Source organism: Bradyrhizobium betae, assembly GCF_008932115.1.
Classification (GTDB): domain Bacteria; phylum Pseudomonadota; class Alphaproteobacteria; order Rhizobiales; family Xanthobacteraceae; genus Bradyrhizobium; species Bradyrhizobium betae.
In genome coordinates this window covers 3,839,891-3,860,950 of sequence record NZ_CP044543.1, presented here as the reverse complement: position 1 = coordinate 3,860,950, position 21,060 = coordinate 3,839,891, and the positions used below count along the sequence as shown (strand labels likewise).

General features: G+C 65.6%; 26 protein-coding genes. 22 read left to right on the top strand and 4 right to left on the bottom strand.

Annotation, left to right across the window (positions count from 1 at the left end):
* Window positions 1-2 precede the first annotated feature (2 nt).
* Both F8237_RS18410 and F8237_RS18405 read right to left on the bottom strand, forming a co-directional pair.
* Window positions 3-1,256 carry an ATP-binding protein gene (locus F8237_RS18410; protein WP_338025185.1) on the bottom strand — a complete coding sequence of 418 codons (1,254 nt, stop codon included), beginning with the start codon at window positions 1,254-1,256 and terminating at the stop codon, window positions 3-5.
* Window positions 1,234-2,739 carry an ATPase domain-containing protein gene (locus F8237_RS18405; protein WP_244625929.1) on the bottom strand — a complete coding sequence of 502 codons (1,506 nt, stop codon included), beginning with the start codon at window positions 2,737-2,739 and terminating at the stop codon, window positions 1,234-1,236. The genes F8237_RS18410 and F8237_RS18405 overlap by 23 nt, the downstream gene beginning before the upstream one ends.
* A gap of 376 nt (window positions 2,740-3,115) precedes the next feature.
* Between F8237_RS18405 and F8237_RS18400 the strand changes: the two genes are divergently transcribed.
* Together F8237_RS18400 and F8237_RS18395 are read left to right on the top strand one after the other, a co-directional pair.
* Window positions 3,116-3,622 (top strand): Hsp20/alpha crystallin family protein, encoded by a 507-nt coding sequence (locus F8237_RS18400; protein WP_137901423.1) that lies wholly within the window; start codon window positions 3,116-3,118, stop codon window positions 3,620-3,622.
* A 78-nt stretch (window positions 3,623-3,700) separates the two neighbouring features.
* Window positions 3,701-4,045: an ETC complex I subunit gene (locus F8237_RS18395; protein ID WP_137901424.1), complete on the top strand. Its 345-nt coding sequence runs from the start codon at window positions 3,701-3,703 to the stop codon at window positions 4,043-4,045.
* A 361-nt stretch (window positions 4,046-4,406) separates the two neighbouring features.
* Here the strand turns inward: F8237_RS18395 and F8237_RS18390 are convergent, their stop codons facing one another.
* A complete protein-coding gene (locus F8237_RS18390; protein WP_137901425.1) occupies window positions 4,407-4,829 on the bottom strand; it encodes a MerR family transcriptional regulator in 423 nt (140 codons plus the stop codon).
* 84 nt (window positions 4,830-4,913) lie between these two features.
* Here F8237_RS18390 and F8237_RS18385 point away from each other — a divergent pair, with 84 nt between their 5' ends.
* The 5 genes from F8237_RS18385 (at window position 4,914) to F8237_RS18365 (ending at window position 9,319) form a co-directional block, all read left to right on the top strand.
* Entirely contained in the window at window positions 4,914-5,339 is a 426-nt protein-coding gene (locus tag F8237_RS18385; RefSeq protein WP_137901426.1) for a mercuric transporter MerT family protein, read from the top strand.
* A 20-nt stretch (window positions 5,340-5,359) separates the two neighbouring features.
* Window positions 5,360-5,653, top strand: a complete 294-nt coding sequence (gene merP, locus F8237_RS18380; RefSeq protein ID WP_137901427.1) for a mercury resistance system periplasmic binding protein MerP — start codon at window positions 5,360-5,362, stop codon at window positions 5,651-5,653.
* 1 nt (window position 5,654) lies between these two features.
* On the top strand, window positions 5,655-5,903 hold the full coding sequence (locus tag F8237_RS18375) for a mercury transport protein (RefSeq protein WP_137901428.1): 249 nt from the start codon (window positions 5,655-5,657) through the stop codon (window positions 5,901-5,903).
* The gene (gene merBA, locus F8237_RS18370; protein ID WP_137901429.1) at window positions 5,900-8,164 is read left to right on the top strand and encodes a bifunctional organomercurial lyase/mercury(II) reductase MerBA; all 2,265 of its coding nucleotides are present in this window, start codon (window positions 5,900-5,902) and stop codon (window positions 8,162-8,164) included. The genes F8237_RS18375 and merBA overlap by 4 nt, the downstream gene beginning before the upstream one ends.
* Window positions 8,165-8,278: 114 nt before the next feature.
* The gene (locus tag F8237_RS18365; protein WP_137901430.1) at window positions 8,279-9,319 is read left to right on the top strand and encodes an IS110 family RNA-guided transposase; all 1,041 of its coding nucleotides are present in this window, start codon (window positions 8,279-8,281) and stop codon (window positions 9,317-9,319) included.
* Window positions 9,320-9,522: 203 nt separating this feature from the next.
* Here F8237_RS18365 and F8237_RS18360 read toward each other — a convergent pair whose 3' ends face one another.
* Complete coding sequence (locus F8237_RS18360; RefSeq protein ID WP_137901431.1) at window positions 9,523-9,741, bottom strand: helix-turn-helix domain-containing protein; 219 nt, start codon at window positions 9,739-9,741, stop codon at window positions 9,523-9,525.
* 154 nt (window positions 9,742-9,895) lie between these two features.
* Between F8237_RS18360 and F8237_RS18355 the strand changes: the two genes are divergently transcribed.
* From F8237_RS18355 to F8237_RS18285, 15 genes are all read left to right on the top strand, one after another.
* Window positions 9,896-10,144: a helix-turn-helix domain-containing protein gene (locus tag F8237_RS18355; protein ID WP_033965369.1), complete on the top strand. Its 249-nt coding sequence runs from the start codon at window positions 9,896-9,898 to the stop codon at window positions 10,142-10,144.
* A gap of 128 nt (window positions 10,145-10,272) precedes the next feature.
* Window positions 10,273-10,536, top strand: coding sequence for a DNA -binding domain-containing protein (locus tag F8237_RS18350; protein WP_137901432.1), 264 nt, complete (start codon window positions 10,273-10,275; stop codon window positions 10,534-10,536).
* A 111-nt stretch (window positions 10,537-10,647) separates the two neighbouring features.
* Window positions 10,648-10,902 carry a transcriptional regulator domain-containing protein gene (locus F8237_RS18345; protein WP_137901433.1) on the top strand — a complete coding sequence of 85 codons (255 nt, stop codon included), beginning with the start codon at window positions 10,648-10,650 and terminating at the stop codon, window positions 10,900-10,902.
* On the top strand, window positions 10,880-11,419 hold the full coding sequence (locus tag F8237_RS18340; protein WP_151646748.1) for a DUF2285 domain-containing protein: 540 nt from the start codon (window positions 10,880-10,882) through the stop codon (window positions 11,417-11,419). The genes F8237_RS18345 and F8237_RS18340 overlap by 23 nt, the downstream gene beginning before the upstream one ends.
* Window positions 11,420-11,553: 134 nt before the next feature.
* Window positions 11,554-11,835 (top strand): helix-turn-helix transcriptional regulator, encoded by a 282-nt coding sequence (locus F8237_RS18335; protein ID WP_137900610.1) that lies wholly within the window; start codon window positions 11,554-11,556, stop codon window positions 11,833-11,835.
* 11 nt (window positions 11,836-11,846) lie between these two features.
* On the top strand, window positions 11,847-12,731 hold the full coding sequence (locus F8237_RS18330) for a replication initiator protein A (protein WP_137900609.1): 885 nt from the start codon (window positions 11,847-11,849) through the stop codon (window positions 12,729-12,731).
* Between the two features lie 211 nt (window positions 12,732-12,942).
* Window positions 12,943-13,581 carry a ParA family partition ATPase gene (gene parA, locus F8237_RS18325; protein ID WP_137900608.1) on the top strand — a complete coding sequence of 213 codons (639 nt, stop codon included), beginning with the start codon at window positions 12,943-12,945 and terminating at the stop codon, window positions 13,579-13,581.
* Window positions 13,578-13,832: a hypothetical protein gene (locus tag F8237_RS18320; RefSeq protein ID WP_137900620.1), complete on the top strand. Its 255-nt coding sequence runs from the start codon at window positions 13,578-13,580 to the stop codon at window positions 13,830-13,832. The genes parA and F8237_RS18320 overlap by 4 nt, the downstream gene beginning before the upstream one ends.
* Complete coding sequence (locus F8237_RS18315; RefSeq protein ID WP_137900607.1) at window positions 13,829-14,350, top strand: DUF2840 domain-containing protein; 522 nt, start codon at window positions 13,829-13,831, stop codon at window positions 14,348-14,350. The genes F8237_RS18320 and F8237_RS18315 overlap by 4 nt, the downstream gene beginning before the upstream one ends.
* Window positions 14,347-14,892 (top strand): S26 family signal peptidase, encoded by a 546-nt coding sequence (locus tag F8237_RS18310; protein ID WP_137900606.1) that lies wholly within the window; start codon window positions 14,347-14,349, stop codon window positions 14,890-14,892. Before F8237_RS18315 ends, F8237_RS18310 begins: the two co-directional genes overlap by 4 nt.
* A gap of 46 nt (window positions 14,893-14,938) precedes the next feature.
* Window positions 14,939-15,274, top strand: a complete 336-nt coding sequence (locus tag F8237_RS18305; protein ID WP_137900605.1) for a DUF736 domain-containing protein — start codon at window positions 14,939-14,941, stop codon at window positions 15,272-15,274.
* A gap of 4 nt (window positions 15,275-15,278) precedes the next feature.
* On the top strand, window positions 15,279-16,055 hold the full coding sequence (locus tag F8237_RS18300) for a lytic transglycosylase domain-containing protein (protein WP_137900604.1): 777 nt from the start codon (window positions 15,279-15,281) through the stop codon (window positions 16,053-16,055).
* Between the two features lie 244 nt (window positions 16,056-16,299).
* Complete coding sequence (locus F8237_RS18295; protein WP_137900603.1) at window positions 16,300-18,039, top strand: relaxase/mobilization nuclease domain-containing protein; 1,740 nt, start codon at window positions 16,300-16,302, stop codon at window positions 18,037-18,039.
* Window positions 18,040-18,267: 228 nt separating this feature from the next.
* The gene (locus F8237_RS18290) at window positions 18,268-18,660 is read left to right on the top strand and encodes a VOC family protein (protein WP_137900602.1); all 393 of its coding nucleotides are present in this window, start codon (window positions 18,268-18,270) and stop codon (window positions 18,658-18,660) included.
* A gap of 407 nt (window positions 18,661-19,067) precedes the next feature.
* Window positions 19,068-21,053: a conjugal transfer protein TraG gene (locus F8237_RS18285; protein WP_137900601.1), complete on the top strand. Its 1,986-nt coding sequence runs from the start codon at window positions 19,068-19,070 to the stop codon at window positions 21,051-21,053.
* Window positions 21,054-21,060: the final 7 nt, after the last annotated feature.

Sequence of the window (21,060 nt, the reverse complement as noted above, 5' to 3'; positions counted from 1 at the left end):
CTTCACATGTCCCCCGACTGCTTGGCGAAGCCGTAGACCTGGCTGAGGCCGAGCCCGGTGCCGCTCCCGACCTCTTTGGTCGTGAAGAAGGGATCGAAGATCCGATCCAAGATGTCAGGTGCTATTCCGATGCCGGTGTCACGAACTTCGATCCGCACGAATTCGCCGGCCAGACGACTTTCGCCACGGCCGTCCAGTCGCGCATTGCCAGCGAAGATCGTCACGGTCCCGCCCTGCGACATGGCATCCCGCGCGTTGACGACCGTGTTGAGGATGGCAAGCTCGAGCTGCGTCTGGTCCGCCATCACCGGCCAGAGGTCTTCCGCAAGCTCGATCTCGAGCGCGATATCCTCGCGCAGAGCCCCTGCCATCAGGATGCGCATGTCATCGAAGCGAGCACGCAAGTCGATCGCCTCGGGCGCCAACGACATGCGTCGCGAGAAGGCAAGCATCTGGCGCGTCAACGACGCGCCGCGCGTGACGGCCTGGCGCATGCCGGAGACAATCCGCTCGCGGCGCTCCGGGTCGGGAGCCCGCCCCAACATGTCCAGCCCGCCAGAGACCACCATCAGAAGATTGTTGAAGTCATGGGCGACGCCGCCCGTGAGCTGGCCGATCGCCTCCATCTTCTGCGCCTGCCGGAGCGCCCGCTCGGCCTCCTGCCGCTGCTCCATTTCCGCCGCCAGCCTGCGGTTCGCCTCTTCCAGCTCCACGGTGCGTTCGCGAACGCGCTCTTCGAGCGTTTCGTTGAGGCCGCGCAATTCCTGCTCCTGCGCCCGCAACCGCGCCTCGACACGCTCCCGCTCGCGCAAATGGTCGCGCACCTGATATTGCCGCCGTCGCGCCCGGAGCGCCGAATGCAGGGTGCTGACCAGCGTTGCAGAGCGAAGCGGCCGCTCCAGCAGCACCAGATTGCCGAAGCCTGCGAAGTGTTCACTGCCGCGGCCGAACCCGGCGCTGCCGCGCGAGCCACTGGCCGTCACCACCAGGATCGGCGGCTCCGACCACGCGGGCTGCCGCGCAAGACAAGCCTGCAGCATGGACATCGCGGTCGGTGGCGAGACCTCCTCCTCGACGACCACCACTGCCCCGGCCCCTTCGTCCACTCCCCGGCATAGATCGGCGAGCGTGGCGACGGTCTGGGTCGCAAGTCCTGCTCGCTCCAAGATCGCCGCGACCGTGGGACCGTCCCGACGCGACGGCGCCAGGATCAGCACGCGCTCGTCACGTTCTTCAGCGCCCGGGATTTGCGTCATCGCGGGCGTCCGGAAGGGCCTCGGGACTTCCGACAAATCTGGGCGCGCCCGACAGGACCCCACGGAAGGAACGAATCGGCGGACCGACGCTGACGCCCTCGCCAGATATCAGACGATATTCGCGAATCGTCGTCTCGTGCCGGCCGCTGCGGCTCTTCAAGACTGATATCGCCTTGCGGACCTCGCCTTCAGCCTCGAAGTAACGCAGCAGGACGATGCCGTCGGCGAGGAAGCTGAGATCGATCGGCGCCGCCACGTCGCCGACCATGCCGTGCTGGGCCATGATCAGGATAGTGACCACCCCTTGATTCCCGAGATACGCCAGCAGCTCGTGCATATGCAGGATGAGCGCCTGCTCCTCCGGCATCGACGCCATATAGCTGTTGAGGCTGTCGATCACGACCAGCTTCGCGCCCGCCTCGACGTTGCGCTTCACCTTGTCGACGAACTCGCCCGGTGACAGCGTCACCGGGTTGATCTGCTCCCAGACAAGCGTTCCGCTCTCTCTCGCCGCCTCGATCTCCATGCCGAGCCCTGCGGCTCGCGCCTCGGCGGTGCGGTAGTTCTCGTCGAAAGCGAAGAACGCCACCCGCTGCTCCTGGCGCGCCGCCGCCATCGTGTATTGCAGCGCGAGCGACGACTTGCCGACGCCCGACGGACCGATCAGGAGCGTGCTGGTCCCACGTTGAAGCCCTCCGCCGAGCATCTCATCGAGCGGCCCGACATCGCTCCGCAGCACATCTGCCGTGAACTCGGTCCGATGCTCGGCCGCGATCAGGCTCGGGTACACCAAAATACCGCCCTTGCAGATTGCATAGTCATGATAGCCGGTGCGGTAATCGACACCGCGCAGCTTGGCGACGCACATGCGGCGGCGGAAGACGCCGTATTGCATCCGCCGCTGCTCGAGGGTGACGACGCCATGGACGATGCTGTGCAACTGAAGACCTTGCGCGTTGTCGGTGAGATCATCGAGCGCCAGGACGGTGCATTGCTGATCCGCGAAGAAACGCTTCAAGGTCAGCAGCTGGCGGCGGTAGCTTAAAGAGTCGAGCGCGAGGAGACGCAATTCGGTCAGGGCATCGATGACCAGGCGGTCCGGCCGGAGCGCTTTCACCTTGTCGATGATCAAACCGACGGTGTGGTCGAGTTCGACCTCGGCGGCGTGGATGATGCCCTGCTGCTGCTCCGGATCGGCTTCCAGCGGCGCGACCTCCAGGATGGTCAAGCCATTCAGGTCGAGGCTGTGGCTGAGTGCGGTGGCGCGCAGCTCGCGCTCGGTTTCCGACAGCGTGATGTAGAGGCATCGCTCGCCCGACCGGACGCCTTCTAGGAGGAACTGCAGCGCGAGCGTGGTCTTGCCGGAACCCGGGGTGCCCTCGACCAGGTACATGTGTTCGCGCGCCAACCCGCCATGCACGACAGAATCGAAACCGGCGATGCCACTCGCGGCCAAGCTATCCAGTTGCGGTCGGTCTTCCACGGTCGACGCTCCCCGGTGCAAACACGCTTGGAGCGCGCGGCCGGGTCGCACGACCTCAGTTCGTCACAAGGCCAGCCCCTTTGGCGCAAGACTCCATCGCAGCCTGTAACTTAACAAAGCCGGTTTGGTTCAAACAAGCTTGCCTGATCTTGCAGATGTCTGGGACTGCGCGTCGCCCAAAGGTCGCGATCAGCCCGACGAAGCTGTTTCTTCATCGAAAAGTTGCCCAACCACGACCGTGTGGTTCTTGACCTCCGGCCGCCCCATTCCCAAATTTCTGACGCGCCGGACGCTCGATTGAGGTCCGGCTCCGAGGGGCGTCCGGCGCTCCGGGCGCACCTCATTCAACCATGTTGCTTTGAGAAAGGACATGACGATGAACGTGCGTGATCTGATCCCCTGGGGTCGGGAAACCGATCAGACCCCGACCCCCTATCGGAGCGGGACTCCGAGCCCGTTCCTGTCGCTCCATCGCGACATGAACCGCCTGTTCGATGAGGCCTTCCGCGACTTCGGCGCGCCCGGTCTTTTCGGCCGCACCCCGGCGTGGCCAAGCGTCGAGGTGACCGAGACCGAGAAGGACGTGCGTATCGCCGCAGAACTCCCCGGCCTGGAGGAGAAGGACGTCGAGGTCCTCATCGAGGACGGCGTCCTGACGCTCCGCGGCGAAAAGCGCTCACACACCGAAGACGCGGCGCGGCAGTTCAGCGAGCGGATCTATGGCCGCTTCGAGCGCCGCATCGGGCTCGGCTTCGACGTCGAGGAGGAAAAGGTCGCTGCCGACTTCAAGAACGGCGTGCTGACCATCACCCTGCCGAAGTCCGAAAAGGCCCAGTCCAAAGCCAAGCGCATCGCCATCAACGGCGGCGCCCAGGCGCAGTAAGCCTGACGAGGCCAGGGGCAGACCCAGCCGGGTCGTCGCCCCCGGCCTTTCCTTTGCCGTACGCGGGAGGGACAGGTCATGAGCTATGTCTGGAAAGAAATAGAACCCGCGCAGCCCCTGTCCGAGACAAGTCGCACCGACCTCGGCCGCCGCGCGCCGCGTGCGCACAACCCGGACTCGGTGTTTCCTCCCGATGCCGTCGCTCGGATCTTTCGCCCCTCGCGCTCGGTCATGACCTCGGGCAAGGCGCGCACGAAGCATTGGATTCTCCGCTTCGAACGGCAAACCCCACCCTTCATCGAGCCTTTGATGGGTTGGACGGGTGGTGACGATCCGCTGACGCAGGTCGAACTCCGGTTTCCGACCCTCGAATCCGCGGTCGCCTACGCCCGACGCCAGGGTCTAACCTATGTCGTGAACTAAGCAGATCCGAAGGCGCCGGAGCAGCGGCGACCGGCAATTCTGCGCGCGCCCACCGCCATTCTGGTGCGCTGAATCCTCCTTGGGCTTGTGGAGGCGGACGGCTCGATCCCCCTCCGATCACAGTCGATTTGCGCTCATACCTAGGGGTCTGACGATACGGCTCATCTGATCAATTGGGCCAAACATCAGCAACGGATCAGGCGACCGAATCAGGTTGGCCGCTCCGCCCGGAAAAGTTGCCCCGAAACGGAAAAACACTGGCGGCTCCGACACAAGGACGACTATTATAGATGGGGTATTCGGAGCGTTTAGCGGTCGGCTTTAGTTGCTCCATAGTCCGCAAAGCGTATAGGCGAAGCGTTCAAGCGGCTTCACCAAATAACGTCTCTATCAGCGGACATTCTGGCAGCGTGCCGTCGGCGCATTGTGCGACCACGTCCTTCAATACCCGCTCCATCCGTTTCAGATCGGCGATCTTCGCTCGCACGTCGTCGAGATGGGCAGCAGCGACGGCGCGCGCCTCCGCGCAAGGTTGATCGCGTTCATCGACGAGCCGCAGCAGCTCGCGGATTTCATCCAGCGAGAAGCCGAGTTCGCGCGCCCGCAGGACGAAGCGAAGCCGCCGCTCGTGCGTCGTGTCATAGCTGCGGTAGCCCGCCGTCGTGCGCGGCGGCTCAGGCAGCAGCCCGACCTTCTCGTAGTAGCGGACCGTCTCCAGATTGCTGCCCGTCCGCCGGGCGAGTTCGGCTCGCTGCAGGCCCTTCACTACAGCGTGATCGCGCATCGCAAATACCCCTTGACCCTGTAGTGACTACAGACCGCATCCTACGCCGCAATGAGGATTTCGGCAAGGAATGAGAGGTCGGACATGGTTACACCGCGATCCGGAACGGCAGATATGGCACCCGTCACGACAGTTCTTGCATCGTCGGAGCGGACCGAGGCTGGACGGCAGCGTCTGGTTGCTCTGGGCGGCATTCTCGGCGCGATCGCCGCGTCGTCCTGCTGCGTAATTCCGCTCATCCTGTTTAGCCTCGGCATCGGCGGCGCCTGGATCGGCAACCTTACGGCGCTCGCGCCGTACAAGCCGCTCTTCGTCGCTGGAACGGCGGGACTCCTCGGATACGGTTTCTACCTCGTATACTGGAAGCCGCGGCGCGCCTGCGCCGCTGGCGCCGCGTGCGCGCGCCCCATCCCCAGCCGTCTCGTCCAGCTCGCGCTCTGGATCGCGACTGTGCTCGTGATCGCCGCCTTTGCCTTTGACTATGTCGCCCCGCTGCTGCTGCTCGCCTGACACCAAGAGGAGACCATCCCATGAAGAAGAGCTTGAGCGTCCTTGCCCTAATCGCCTCGGTGATGACGGCATCGACCGCGTTCGCCGCCGAACGCACCGTTACGTTTGCCGTCGACAACATGACCTGCGCCTCGTGCCCTTACATCGTGAAGACCTCGATGACGGCAGTCCCGGGCGTCGCGAATGTGACCGTCTCCTTCGAGGCAAAGACAGCGACCGTGACCTTCGACGACGCAAAGACGAACGCCGACATCATCGCCGTCGCCAGCATGAACGCGGGCTATCCAGCCCATCTGAGGCAGCGGGGCAGCTAAGATGAGTGACCGCACCGCAATCCGCGTAGGCATGGCCGGTGCCGTCCTGGTCGCGATCTGCTGCGCCGCGCCGCTCATTGCCGTCGGCCTGTCCTTTGCGGGCCTTGGCGCGTGGCTAGCCGGTAAGGGCCTTGTAGTGCTTCCGCTGATGGCTGCGAGCTTCGGCCTCATCGCTTGGATATTCCATCGTCGCCACGCAAAGGCCGCCCGTTGCGAGACGACGATTCACAAGGAAGGCGTGAAGCCGTGAACGATTGTTGTGCCTCCTCCTCGTCCCGAAACGAAGCTGTCATCCCTACGCCCGACACTCTGCCCAGCTATGCGGTGCGGCCGGGCGTCACGTTCCCGGATTGGTCGACGGTCACGTCGCCCGCAGTGAGGGACGCTTTGCTGGCCATGGTCGGGTCTGGCCACGTGCTCAATCGCTGGAGCGGCTACGATCCCGCCACGGATCGCGTGCGCGTTGCGCTGCTTCAGCTCTACGTCGAACACGGGCGAGCGCTGACCGTAGCCGCGATTGCGAACCTTGCAGGTCTCGGTGAGGCCGCCGTCCCGCCGTTGCTCGACGAGCTCCGCCGGCGCGACCTGGTCGTTCTCGACGGCGAACGAATCGTCGGCGCCTATCCGTTCACCGACCAAGACAGGGGCCATGAGGTCACGCTGGACGGGCGCGCGCTCAACGCTATGTGCGCGGTCGACGCGCTTGGGATCGGCGCCATGACCGATCGCGACATCTCGATCGCCTCGAGTTGCCGCCATTGCGGCGCGCCAATCCGGATCACCACACGGGACCGAGGGCGGGTGCTGGCCGATGTCGAGCCGCAGACGGCCGTCATGTGGCAAAGCGTTCGCTATGAAGACGCATGCGCCGCGAACTCGCTGTGCGCGACGACCACCTTTTTCTGCTCGGATGAGCATCTCTCCGCCTGGCGCCGCGAGCGTTCCGCCGACGAGCCAGGTTTTCGGCTGTCGATCGATGAAGGCCTGGAGGCCGGCCGCGCTCTGTTCGGGCCGAGCCTCGCCGGGCTCGGTGTGACACAACAACCGCCTGCCGATCCGGAATCGAACAGCCCATCAGTCGCGAACCGCCCCTTCCGCACAAACGGTCGCAATGGAGGCGCTTACGATCTCGTCGTGATCGGCGCCGGCTCTGCCGGCTTCTCGGCCTCGATCACGGCCGCCGATCAGGGCGCGCAAGTGGCGCTCATCGGCAGCGGCGCCATCGGCGGCACCTGCGTCAATATCGGCTGCGTGCCGTCAAAGACCCTGATCCGCGCCGCCGAGACGCTTCACAACGCTCGCGTGGCGGCACGTTTTGCCGGCATCACGGCGGCGGCCGAACTGATCGACTGGCGCGGAACCGTTCGTCAGAAAGACGCCCTCGTTTCCGAACTGCGCCAAGCCAAGTACGCCGATCTGCTCCCCGCGTATAACGGCATCGCCTATCGCGACGGGCCAGCTCGCCTCCTCGACGGCGGTGTCGAAGTTGACGGCGCGCGCATTGCCGCTGGCAAGATCATCATCGCGACCGGCGCGCGGCCGGCAGTGCCTGCCATTCCTGGCCTCGTGACCGTGCCGTATCTCACCAGCACAACGGCGCTCGAGCTCGAGGAGCTGCCGAGCTCGCTTCTCGTGATCGGCGGCGGCTACATCGGCGCGGAGCTCGCGCAGATGTTCGCTCGTGCAGGCGTTAAGGTGACTCTCGTCTGCCGGTCTCGTCTGCTCCCAGAGGCCGAGCCCGAGATCAGCGCGGCGCTCACGGGGTATTTCGAGGACGAAGGCATCACCGTTGTCTCCGGCATCGCTTACCGCGCGATCCGTAAAATTGATGGCGGTGTGTCACTGACGGTCACGCGCGACGGCCAGGATATTGCGATCGACGCCGATCAGGTGCTGATCACCACGGGGCGCACGCCCAACATCGAAGGCCTTGGGCTGGCCGAGCACGGGATCACTGTCTCGACGAAGGGCGGCATCGTAGTCGACGACCGGATGCGCACGACCAAGACTGGCGTCTATGCCGCCGGCGACGTCACCGGCCGCGACCAGTTCGTCTACATGGCTGCCTACGGCGCCAAGCTCGCCGCCAGGAACGCCTTCAATGGCGACAGCCTGCGCTACGACAACAGCGCCATGCCCGCCATCGTGTTCACCGATCCCCAGGTGGCGAGCGTCGGGCTGACCGAGGCCACCGCGCGCGCGGCCGGTCATACCGTTCGTGTCTCGACGATCGGCCTTGACCAGGTGCCACGCGCGCTTGCCGCTCGTGACACCCGCGGGCTGATCAAGCTCGTGGCCGACGCCGGCAGCGGCCGTCTACTCGGCGCCCATATCCTTGCGCCGGAAGGCGCCGACAGCATCCAGACCGCGGCGATCGCAATCCGACAGGGCCTCACGGTCGATGACCTCGTGGATACCATTTTTCCGTATCTCACCACTGTCGAGGGTCTGAAGCTCGCGGCGCTGTCGTTCGGCAAGGATGTCGCCAAGTTATCGTGCTGCGCCGGCTGAGCACGGCCTGCTTGCGACTGTCGTCGTGAAGGACGACTAGAAAGGTCGTAGTTGCCAAAAGCCGCGTCGGAAGCGCTAAAGAAATCACCGGACATTCAACTGAGGACTCCGGTGATGACAGCAAAGCACTACGTTGGACTTGATGTATCCGCCCGTTCCGTGAACTTGTGCGTGGTCGACGACGAGGGTCGCGTGGCGCACGAGCGCAAGCTGAACGTCGACCCTGACGCCATCTCAGCGCATCTTCTTGGTCTCGATCTGCATCTCGCCCGCATCGGCCTCGAGGCCGGAATGCTCTCGCAGCATCTGTTTGCGGGATTGGCGGCAGCGGGACTTCCCGTTGTTTGCGTCGAGACCCGTCATATGAAGGCGGCGCTCTCCGCACAGCTCAATAAGACCGATCGTCACGACGCCCGCGGCATCGCCCAAATGATGCGCGTCGGTCTATTCAAGCCGGTGCACGTCAAGACGCCGACCAGCCAGCGGCTACGCACAATCCTGACGGCGCGCCAGTTGCTGAGAAACAAGCTCCAGGATGTCGAGAACGAGATCCGGGGTCTCATCCGCAACTTCGGCTACCATCTCGGCAAGGTCACAGCACGCGAGTTCGAATCGCGAGTCCGCGAATTGCTCAGCGAGAGCGATCTGCATGTCATCGCCGATCCGTTGCTCAATGCACGTCGGGTTCTTCGCGAGGAGTTCGGCCGCTTGGATAATCTGTTGGTCCGGCTTGCACGTGATGATGCACTCTCGCGCCGTCTCATGACCGTTCCCGGCGTCGGCCCGGTGGTCGCACTGACCTTCCGCGCCACTGTCGACGTGCCAGCACGATTCACTCGATCGCGAGACGTGGGCGCGCATTTCGGCCTAACGCCACGAAAGTACCAATCGGGTGAAGTTGACCGCACCGGTCGCATCTCCAAGTGGGGCGATGCCATGATGCGAAGCGCGCTCTACGAGGCAGCACAGGTTCTCCTCACGCGCGTCAAACGCTGGTCTGCGCTCAAGGCGTGGGCCGCTCACGTCTCGCGGCGCCGCGGGCACAAGAAAGCAATCGTCGCCCTCGCGCGCCGCATTGGTGTCGTCCTACATCGCATGTGGGTCGATGGTACGGAGTTCGACTGGGGCACGCCGCCTGCGGCGGCTACGGCCTGAACGATCTCGCGCCGGGCGCAGGCCGGGTGCGAAGGGCTCCCCGCGAGGGGACGAGGGACGGCGAGTTCGCAAATACGACTTGGCCGCGTCGGTCCTACCAACGCGATGCCGCATTTTAGATTGTTCCGCCGCTCCTCTGACCCCATCCTGTGGCGGCTTTGTGCCGACCACGAAGAGAAGCATGATCCTCACGGGTATGCCTATCAGCCTTCGCCGTCCGGTTGGACGAGCTCGATATGGCTGACGCCCAGGGCTTGGGCCAGCTCGAAAAGGGTGATCACGGTCGGATTGCGCCGCCCGCGCTCCAGACTGCTGAGGTATTGTTGACTGAACCCAGAACGCGCTTCGACCTCCTCCTGGGTCAGGCCCTTCTCCCGACGCAGACGGGCGAAGTTCCGGCCGACCAATTTGCGCATATCCATGCGCAGGAGGATCGTGATTTACATACTTTGAGTTTATCAACTATAGTATGTAAATGACGATTGGATATGGGATTGGACCGTGTTAGCGGCCTGATCCGAATAGAGAAGTCGTAGTTCTGGCGTGCACGTTCGTGTCGGTGGGAGGTGATCATGCATGATCACCGCCCGACAGTCGCGGGCCGCACGCGCGCTGCTCGGTTGGAACCAGGAGACGCTCGCTGACAAGGCCCAGGTTTCTTTGACCGCGCTCAAACGCCTCGAATCCGTCAACGGTCTCGAGGTGTTTGAAAGCACGCGCGATCAGGTCCGTCGGGCCCTGGAACGAAGCGGCATCGTCCTCCTCACCTCCGACCAGGGTGAAGGAGTCATGCTTGTCCGTGCGAAGATCGGCTCAGCAACTTGAGGTGCGCCGGACCTGCGGTGATGCCGCGCGTTCATCGGGTGATGCCCCCCATCGCCCCTCGCATGTCGCAGAATTGTGGATATGGTTAACCGCTGATTCAGCGGCGCTCATCACGGCGGGGGGAACGCATGACCCAGCAAGAGTTTCTTGACCAGCCGCCGGAGAGCCCGGCGCTGACACCCTACGACCGTACGCACGTGAAGCTCTATTTGCGCCTGCTCGACGCCGACACCGATGGGGCCGATTGGCGGGAGGCGGTCGCATTGCTGTTCGGCATCGATCCGGACCGCGAGCCCGAACGAGCCCAACGCGTTCACCACAGCCACCTGGCGCGCGCGCGCTGGATGACCGAGCACGGCTATCGCCAGCTCGTCCGTGAAGGCCACCACTGAGCGCGATGCCGCCGCGGCATCACCCATTGCCGACGCGCTGACTTCCCGCGCCTCGCTCAACCGTGGATCGTCTCTTCCCCGTCCCGCACGCGTGCGACCAGGAGGATACCGATGACGCCCGACACGTCCGGGTGGCGCACTTCACCCGGCTACGATTTCCTCGACCAACTCATTGCCCCGGACCTCGCCTGGGAATGTCTGCGCCGCAACCGCGATTATCAACGCGATTACGCTGACACCGAGCGGCCCGCCCCCGACCTGCAGATCATCACCGAGGGAGTGCGCCTGCGATGGGGGTTGCGATTTCCCCGTCCCACCGATCCTCAATGCCACAGAGACGACGGTGTTCTGGGCGCCGGAGATTGATCCAGGCAGCGTCATTGTCACAACGGTTCCACCGATCCCGGGTTTGGATGGAGGATCGCTTTCTGGCCGCGAGCTAGGCGACTTCCATGCAGGCGTCGACGGGCTCAGCTTGGTTTACGGACGCGGACCGAAAGCCGTCCGCCTCCTTCTTGTCGACGCTGCCCTTCCCACCCAGCCCCTCGCGGCGCTCGTCCCCCTCGGCGCGGACGGCCTCGACCGGATCGAAGCTGTGACGCGACTCTGGCGCGCCCTCAACAAACGGTCCGTGCCGCCGGACGGCCGCCTCACCGCCCAGCAGCGACGCCGGCTGCGTTATATGCTGCAAGCGGTTGACGGGCACATGAACGGCGCAAGTTATCGCGAGATCGCCGCCGCGATCTACGGTGCGTCGCGGGTCGGCGCGGCCGCATGGAAGACCTCCGCCCTCCGAGATAGCACCATCGACCTCGTCAAGGACGGCGCCGCGCTGATCGCCGGCGGCTATCGCAAGCTGCTGCGCAGCCGACGCCGTACCTGAGGCTGCGCACCAAAAGGGGTGCGATTTAAGCCCACCCATCTTCGCCATCCCCCCGCGCGACAACTCTTCGCCACCGTGGCCTTCGCTCGCCGCTGCTCGCCAGCGGCCTCAACGAACGACCCGGAGGCTCGATCATGTCCGCCAACGCAGCCGGCTTGCCGCCGCGCTATCTCCGCACACCCGAAGCCGCGCGATTTCTCGGTCTGTCCGGCCGCACCCTGGAAAAGCACCGGACCTACGGCACCGGCCCCGCCTACCGCAAGCTCGGCGGCCGTGTCGTTTACGCGGTCGACGACCTGCAGGCCTGGGCCGATCGCGGCGCCGTCACCTCCACGTCCGACCCGCGCGGGAGCGTCCTCCCCGCCAAGCGCCATGAACCCGCGGCGTTGGTCCGCGCCAGTCGTCAGGCCCGCTGAAACATCCCCGGATGTCGCCGCCTCGTCCACGCCACGAACGCGAGCAGCTCGATCTCTTCCGGGCGCTGCCCGGCGACCTCGCACCCAGGGATACCCAAGACCTCATGGCCTATCCGTTCTTCTCGCTCGCCAAGTCGAAGCGCCTGGCGCCGATCAACTTCAAGGCGGGCCCCGTTGTCATCCGGGTCGAAGCCGTGCCGGAGCACGGCATGGCAACCATCTGGGACGCCGACGTGCTGATCTGGGCCGCGAGCCAGATCGTCGAGGCGCGCGACACCGGCTTGCGGCCGTCACGGCTGATGGGCACGACGCCCTACGGGATCTTGAACTTCATCGGTCGCGGCGTGTCTCTGCGCGACTATGACCGGCTGAAGGCGGCCCTCGACCGGCTGCAGTCGACCACGATCGCAACTTCGATCCGCCAGCCCAGCGAGCGGCGGATGCACCGCTTCTCCTGGATCAACGAGTGGAAGGAGAAGGCCGACGCGCGCGGGCGGCCCCTCGGCCTCGAACTGATCGTGCCCGACTGGTTCTACGCCGCGGTGCTCGACGACGCGCTCGTGCTGACCATCGACCGCGCCTATTTCGGCCTCACCGGAGGCCTTGAGCGCTGGCTCTACAGGCTCGTCCGCAAGCATGGCGGCCGCCAGGAACACGGCTGGAGCTTCGACTTCGCGCACCTCCACGCCAAGTCGGGCAGCCTCTCGCCGCTCAAGCACTTCGCCTACGACCTGCGCGACATCGTCCGCCGTCAGCCGCTGCCCGGCTATCGCCTACGCATCGAGCCGTGCGCCGACGGCCCCGAAATCCTGTCCTTCGTCGCAACCGATCCCGACGCGCTCGGGATGCCGCGGCGCCACCGTCGGCCGACAACGCGCCTTGGGGATAAGCTGTGAATCGTCTCGTGCTATTGGGGACCGCCCCTATCGTGCCATCGGGGACCCGATCCTCGTGCTATCGGGGACCGGAATCGTCGATTCCAGTCTTCGGTTCAGTAGCTTGCGGCCCCCGTAACTTATCTAACCTAGATTCCTTCGGAATCTTTCTAACGCGACCGCGGTTTTGCACGCCTGCGGATAACCGGCAGGCCCTGCTCCGGGGCGCGTCATGATCGTCGCGCTCCTCAATCAGAAGGGCGGCGTGGGCAAGACAACGCTCGCTCTGCATCTCGCCGGCGAGTGGGCGCGCCAGGGTCGGCGCGTCACCCTGATTGACGCTGACCCGCAAGGCTCCGCGCTCGATTGGTCGCAGCAGCGCGCCCGTGAGCGCTTGCCGCGCCTGTTCGGCGTCGTCGGCCTGGCGCGAGACACGCTCCACCGTGAAGCGCCCGAGCTGGCGCAGGACGCCGATCACATCGTCATCGACGGCCCGCCGCGCGTCGCCGGGCTGATGCGATCGGCCTTGCTCGCCGCCGATCTGATCCTGATCCCGGTGCAACCATCGCCGTTCGACGGCTGGGCGTCCGCCGAGATGCTGTCGCTGCTCGGCGAGGCGCGCATCTACCGCCCGCAGCTCGCCGCACGCTTCGTGCTCAACCGCTGCGCCGCGCGCACCGTCATCGCCCGCGACACCGCCGAGACGCTCGCCGACCACGATCCGCCGCTGCTGGCTTCCACCATCGGCCAGCGCGTCGCCTTCGCCGACACCGCTCAATCCGGACGGCTCGTCTCGGAGGTCGACGGGCAAAGCCGAGCGGCGCGCGAGATCACCGCCCTCTGCGCCGAAATCGGGAGGATCACATGGTGACCGAGCGGTCGTCGAAGCGTGCCTTCGCCAAGCGTCCCGCTGATCCGGACAGCTGGATCAAGGCCTGCGACCCGCAACGGCCGCGAAGCGGCGATGCCGCCGCCTTCACGGCCCGGCTAACCATCGACGTCACGCCGGAGCTGCGCGGACGGATCAAGATCGCCGCGTTCCAGCGTGCGCAAACCGTCGCCGACATGCTGCGCGCGCTGCTCGCGCGTGAGTATCCCGAGAACCAAGGAGGTGATCAATGATCGCCCCCGACGCCAGCCCCGCGAGGCGCGACAAGAGCTCCGCCGACGCCGCATCCGACCCGCTCACCCACGTCGAGCTGACCTGGCTCGAGAAGCGGCAGGAGGACTGGATCCGGTTCGGCCGGCAGGCGCGTGAACAGATTCTCGATCGCCGCCGACGGGTCGTCAGCTTCCCACCCGGAAGCACGTTTGCCTTGGTCCGGTGGGCGGCCAACGACTTCGGCACGATCCTCTCCAACATCGCCATTGGGCGCGCGGTGGAGCACGCCGAGGCCTTTCAGACGCTGCCATCGGTGCGTCCTGGCGCGGACATCCTGCTGACGGTGGATGGATGGCCAAAGGTCGAGCGCGTGCTGCAGACCATCGACGCCGTCGAGCACCGCGGCCTCGATCCCGCCGACGCCGCGCCGGATTACTGGCGACATGTCCACAACCGGCTGGCCGCCGGTTTGGAGCCGCGGACCTATACGTCCGCGCGCCACCTGGCGTTCCGCCTGCGCCGGAGCGTCGCACCATGACCCGTCTCGGCTATGTCATGACAACGGGTCTGACCGTTATGTTGATCGGCGGGCTGTCGGTGCTGCCGATCACGCCGAGGCTGATCTGGAATGCCTCCGGCAGCACGCCGATCGGGCTCTATGCGATCGAGCGCTCGCCCCGTCTTGAGGTCACGGACCTCGTGGCCGTGGACGCCCCGGAACCGCTCGCGTCCTTCCTCGCCGGGCGTGGCTATCTGCCCCGCGGCGTGCCACTCCTGAAGCGCGTCGCCGGCCTTCCCGGACAACGGGTTTGCCGCGCCGGCGCGCAGGTCAGCGTCGACGGCGTGCCGATGGGAGACGCGCTGGCGCGCGACCGGCTCGGTCGCGAACTGCCGATCTGGCAGGGCTGCCGCCGTATCGCGGCGGGCGAAATCTTCCTCATGAACTGGTCCGTCGAGGACAGCCTCGACGGCCGCTACTTCGGTCCGCTTCCCACGGGCACGATCATCGGCCGCGCGATGCCGGTGTGGACCGACGAAGACGGCAGCGGCCGTTTCGAATGGCGCGCGCCAACACGATGACCGCGCGCCGATCCTCTCCCCCACCACCAGCAGAAGGAGCCTTTCCATGGCGCTGATCGGTCAATTCACCCGCACCAAGTCCGGCTATTCCGGCCACATCCGAACGCTCACGCTGGATGCTGCACTCGTCCTCCTCCCGGCCGATCCGTCCGACGCCGAGAATGCGCCGGACTTCCGCATCCATCTCGGCGATGAGGACGGCCCGGAGGTCGGCGCTGCGTGGAAACGCACCGGCGAGAAGGCCGGCGACTACGTCTCGCTGCTGCTCGACGATCCCACGCTCGCCCGTCCGATGCGCGCCAACCTGTTCCAGTCGGGCGACGACATATCGGCTTGGGGCCTGAACTGGAGCCGTCCGCCCAAGCGCAACGAGCAGGACTGAGCCGATGTGGAGGTTTCGCCGCTCGCTTGAGCCATCCACCGACACCGGGCGGTTACACGCCGCCCGGCGTCTCTCACCGCTTCTCCTTTCCGGTCTGCTAATCCAGCTCGGCCCGCCCGCAGCCGCACTCGGCCAGACGCCGCAGATCGTCCGCTCGGTTCCAGCCGATCCGTTCGCCGCCTTCGTCACCGAAGCGGCGCAGCGCTTCGGCGTTCCGGAGAGCTGGCTCCGCGCCGTCATGCGTGTCGAAAGCGCCGGCGAGGTGCGCGCGATCTCTCCTGCGGGCGCGATGGGATTGATGCAGATCATGCCCGCGACATGGGCCGATTTGCGCACCCGTCACGGGCTCGGGAACGACCCCTATGATCCCCGCGAGAACATCCTGGCGGGGGCCGCCTATCTGCGCGAGATGCACGACCGCTACGGCTCGCCCGGCTTCCTCGCGGCCTACAATGCGGGTCCCGGCCGCTACGACGAATACCTGGCGAGCGGCCGAGCCTTGCCGGCTGAAACGCGGGCCTATGTGGCGGCGCTCGCGCCCGTCATTGGCGGCGGAGAGATCGCCGGCCCCGCCATAGTGGCGGCCGCCGATCCACTCGCATGGACGCGGGCGCCGCTGTTCATCGCGCACAGCGGCAGCACGACAGCTGCCGATCCGGCGCAAACTGAACGCCGTTCGGGCGAGGCTCCGCTGCCCGCTCCAGTGCAGGAAACGCTAGCGATGGCGCCGCAGTCCACCGGCCTGTTCGTCGCACGACCCGATAGTCGAGGCCCGCGATGACCGCACCAAGCCGATATCGCAGTCTAGCGTGCCCCGGCGTCTTCTGGCGACCTTCGGGAGGAGAAGCAGGCAACACAACCGCACGATGGCAGGATAAAGGGGCGCGATGTGCGCTTCGGGTCGGTCGTGCTTTTTCAGGGACTTATGCGGCAAATTCGCGATGTGCGCATGAGAGGCGCAGCCTGCGACTTCGGTATTTTCCTCGGCAGATCAGCGCGATCGCGCGATGTGCGAACTGGGCACAATGAGCGGCGAGGACGAGTTCCGCATCCGGCCGGGCCGCATCCGCTCGACCAGCGCGCACCGGGCGCGACCCTTCATCGCCCAGGCGCTGGCCGCCGCCCAGCGCGCAGGCGGATCGGTCTCACGCAAGGGCGCGATCGGACCCGGCCATCGCTCGCGCTTCGGCCGCGGCCAGCGCGCCTCGGTCCAGGCCAATCGCTTCATCACCGCCCGGTCGCGCGGCGCCGTGATCAAGGCGCGCGTCGTGCGCCACACGGGACGAGGCGCGCCGCTCGCCACCCACTTGAGCTATCTGCGCCGCGAAGGCGTCACCCGGGATGGAGAGAAGGCCCGGCTGTTCGGCCCCGAAATCGACGACGCCGATCCCAAGGCCTTCTCGGCACGGTGCGAGGAGGACCGCCATCATTTCCGCTTCATCGTCTCGCCCGACGACGCCGTCGAGATGTCCGACCTCAAAGGCTTTACTCGCGAGCTCGTCGGCCAGATGGAGAAGGATCTCGGGACCGGGCTCGACTGGGTCGGCGTCGCGCACTGGAATACCGAACATCCGCACGTCCACCTGATCCTCCGCGGCGTGCGCGACGACGGCGAAAATCTTGTCATCGCGCGGGACTACATCAAGGAAGGCATGCGCGATCGCGCGCGCGACCTGATCACCCAGGAGCTCGGCGTCCGGACCGATCAGGAGATCCGCCGCACGCTCGAACGCCAGATCGAAGCAGAGCGCTGGACCAATCTCGATCGCCAGCTCGCCCGCGACACCTACCGGACCGGCGTCATCGACCTCGCACCGCATCCAGACCGCCAGCCCGATGAATTCCATGCCCTCAAGGTCGGACGGCTGCGCAAGCTGGAGTCACTGGGACTCGCCGACCAGATCGGCCCCGGCCAGTGGTCGGTATCAGAGAAGGCCGAGGCGACGCTGCGCGAGCTCGGCGAGCGCGGCGACATCATCAAGCGCATCCATCGTGGGCTTTCGGAGCGCGGCATCGAGCGCGGCACGGCGAGCTACGTGTTGGCCGGCGAGAGCCTCGACGATCCCGTCGTCGGCCGGCTGGTCGCCCGCGGCCTCGACGACGAGCTGAAGGGCACAGCCTTCGCCGTGATCGACGGCGTCGATGGCCGCACGCACCACGTCAGACTCGCCGACCTCGACGCCGCCGGCGACAGTGCGCCGGGCTCGATCGTCGAACTCCGCAAATTCGACGACGCGCGGGGTCAGCGACGGGTCGCGTTGGCGGTCCGCTCGGACCTGGCGATCGAACAACAGATTACCGCGAGCGGCGCCACCTGGCTGGACCGGCAGGCGATCGCGCGCGAGCCGGTCGCGCTCGGCGGTGCCGGTTTCGGCGCGGAGGTTCGCCACGCGATGGACGCACGCGCCGAACATTTGATCGGGCAAGGTCTTGCCGAACGCCAGGCTCGCGGCGTCAGCTTCCGACCCGGGCTGATCGAGACGCTCCGCCAGCGTGAGTTGAACGCCCTCGCGAAACAGTTGACGACCGAAATCGGCCGGCCGCTGACCCGCGCCGCGGCCGGCGAGTATGTCGCCGGCAGCTACCGACAGCGCTTCACGCTCGCCTCGGGCCGGTTCGCGATGATCGACGACGGGCTCGGCTTCCAGCTCGTGCCTTGGTCCCCCTCGCTGGAAAGGCAGCTCGGTCAGCATGTTTCCGGCGTCTCGCGCGGCGACGGCGGCGTCGACTGGAGCTTCGGCCGCAAGCGGGGCCTCGGCCTATAGTTGGAGTTGCGTTTTGGAATAGTTTACAGGAAGCCGAGACCCCATCGTTGGACAGGGGGCCAACGTGGCCTGGCCGACGAGCGTGCCCGCCACCTGGATGGCGTCGCTACAGGCTGGCACACTGCCAGCGTTCGACCGCGGTGATGACGTTTCCGCCAAACGTAGGCTTCCGCGTTGACCTTAAAGGCTGAGCTAGACATCGTATTTCGCACCCAAAGGAAGAGTGACATGCCCGTTCCAGAAGGTTTCGCGGTGGTGACGCCGTACATTTTTGTAGATGGAGGCGAGGATTATGTACGCTTCCTCGAGGCCGCATTCGGCGCGCGCGAAATCGGTAGAAGCATCGCTCCCGACGGCCGCATCGCCAATTGCCAGATGAGATTCGAGACCGCGACGATCATGATCAGCGAAGCGTCCGAGGATTTTCCAGCGAGCTCAGCTGCCTTTTACCTTTACGTCGACGATGCCGATGCAGCGATGGACAAAGCATTGGGAGCTGGCGCCGACAAGATCATGGATACGGCCGACATGCCTTATGGAGATCTGCAAGGGGGCATCAGAGATCCCGCAGGCAACATATGGTGGATCTCCCAGCGCCTGAGCAACGGGCCTTATTTCTAGCCTCCGGTTCAATCGGTTCTTGTCGCAAAGGCCGACATTCCGGACTCCACAGGGAGTCAGCTGCTGAGCGCGCCGTTCAAATGCTCACCTTGGGGTTCGCCCGCATAGTCAGTCAGCCGCCCGTCGCCGATATGGCAAAAGCTGCCTATCCGTAGCGTCGCCTTTGGCACGGGCTAGAAGTCCGGCCCCAGGCGATCATCGCGAACCGGCCGATGGCGAGAAATGCCTGCCCCAGCGCAATACGGGGTCAGGTGTCATGCGGGCGCCGGTCTCGGACAATGAAACTTTCTACGCCAAGACCTGTATTCGCGCGCCAAGGTTGCCGGCAATGCGATCCCCGAAAACGCGTCTTGCAATCTGGCCGGCCAAGCACTGACCTCGATGCAGTCACCGTCGAGGAAATCTGCTTGTCTGCCACGAAAATCCTATGGGGTCAGATCCTCACCGTCTTGCTGATCGTGGTCCTGACCACATGGGCGGCGACGCAATGGACGGCTTGGCGGCTCGGCTTCCAGCCGCAGCTCGGCTCACCCTGGTTCGAGCTGTTCGGCTGGCCCATCTACTACCCACCGGCCTTCTTCTGGTGGTGGTATTTCTACGATGCCTATGCGCCGCCGATCTTCGTCGAAGGCGCCTATATCGCCGCATCGGGTGGCTTCATTTCGATAGCGGTCGCGATCGGCATGTCGGTGTGGCGGGCACGCGAGGCCAAGAACGTCGAGACCTACGGCTCGGCGCGATGGGCACGCCCGGACGAGGTGAGGTCCGCCGGGTTACTCGGACCCGATGGCGTAGTGCTCGGCAAGCTCGACCGCGCCTATCTCCGTCATGATGGACCCGAGCATGTGCTCTGCTTTGCTCCGACCCGGTCCGGCAAAGGAGTCGGCCTCGTCGTTCCGTCGCTTCTGACCTGGCCGGGCTCCGCGATCGTCCACGACATCAAGGGTGAGAACTGGCAGCTCACTGCGGGCTTTCGCGCCCGGCACGGCCGGGTGCTGCTGTTCGATCCCACCAATGCGCAGTCGGCCGCTTACAATCCTCTGCTCGAGGTCCGCCGCGGCGAGTGGGAGGTACGCGACGTCCAGAACATCGCCGACATCCTGGTCGATCCGGAAGGGAGCCTGGAGAAACGGAACCATTGGGAGAAGACCAGCCACGCGCTCCTCGTCGGCGCCATCCTCCATGTCCTCTACGCCGAAGCCGACAAGACGCTGGCCGGTGTCGCCGCTTTCCTTTCCGACCCGAAGCGACCGATCGAATCGACACTGGCCGCCATGATGAAGACCGCGCATCTCGGCGAGGCCGGTCCCCACCCGGTCATCGCCAGCGCCGCGCGCGAGCTGCTCAACAAATCGGACAACGAACGGTCAGGCGTGCTCTCTACCGCGATGTCGTTCCTCGGCCTCTACCGCGATCCCGTCGTCGCCGCAGTCACGCGCCGTTGCGACTGGTGCATTACGGATATCATTGGGGGGAAACGACCCACCACGCTTTATCTGGTGGTGCCGCCCTCCGACATCGCGCGCACCAAGCCGCTGATCCGCCTGATCCTCAACCAGGTCGGCCGACGGCTGACCGAGGACCTGCAGGCCAAAGGCGGACGCCACCGGCTGCTCCTGATGCTCGATGAGTTTCCCGCGCTCGGACGCCTGGACTTCTTCGAAAGCGCCTTGGCTTTCATGGCCGGCTACGGCCTGAAGAGCTTCCTGATCGCGCAGTCGCTGAACCAGATCGAGAAGGCTTACGGGCCGAACAACTCGATCCTCGACAACTGCCATGTCCGGGTCAGCTTCGCGACAAACGACGAGCGTACCGCCAAGCGGGTTTCCGATGCGCTCGGAACCGCGACCGAGATGCGCGCGATGAAGAACTATGCCGGGCACCGCCTCTCGCCCTGGCTCGGCCACCTTATGGTCTCGCGCTCGGAGACGGCGCGGCCGCTGCTCACCCCCGGCGAGGTGATGCAGCTCCCACCGGCCGATGAGATCGTCATGGTGGCTGGGACGCCGCCGATCCGCGCAAAAAAGGCGCGCTATTTCGAGGACCGGCGCTTCCAGGAGCGCATCCTGCCACCGCCCTCTTTGGCGAAGTCGCCTGAGGCAAATCCCGACGATTGGAGCGCCTTGCCGTTGCCGCGGTCACCGCAAACCGAACCAGCCGTCGAGCAGGGCGGGACTGACGGTGAGGATCCGACGGGATCGGAGCGCCGCCACCAGCCCGAATTGAGCCACGCCCAAGCGGTCGAGAAGAAGGTCCCGATCGAGAACGAGTTTGCGGCAGATCTCGATGATGACGCCGAAGACGACAGCGCCCGGATCAGCCGGATGAACCGGCTCGTGCAGGGTGTGGCCCGGCAAGTGTCGCTTGATCCCAACGACGGCATGGAGCTGTGAGAGGCGG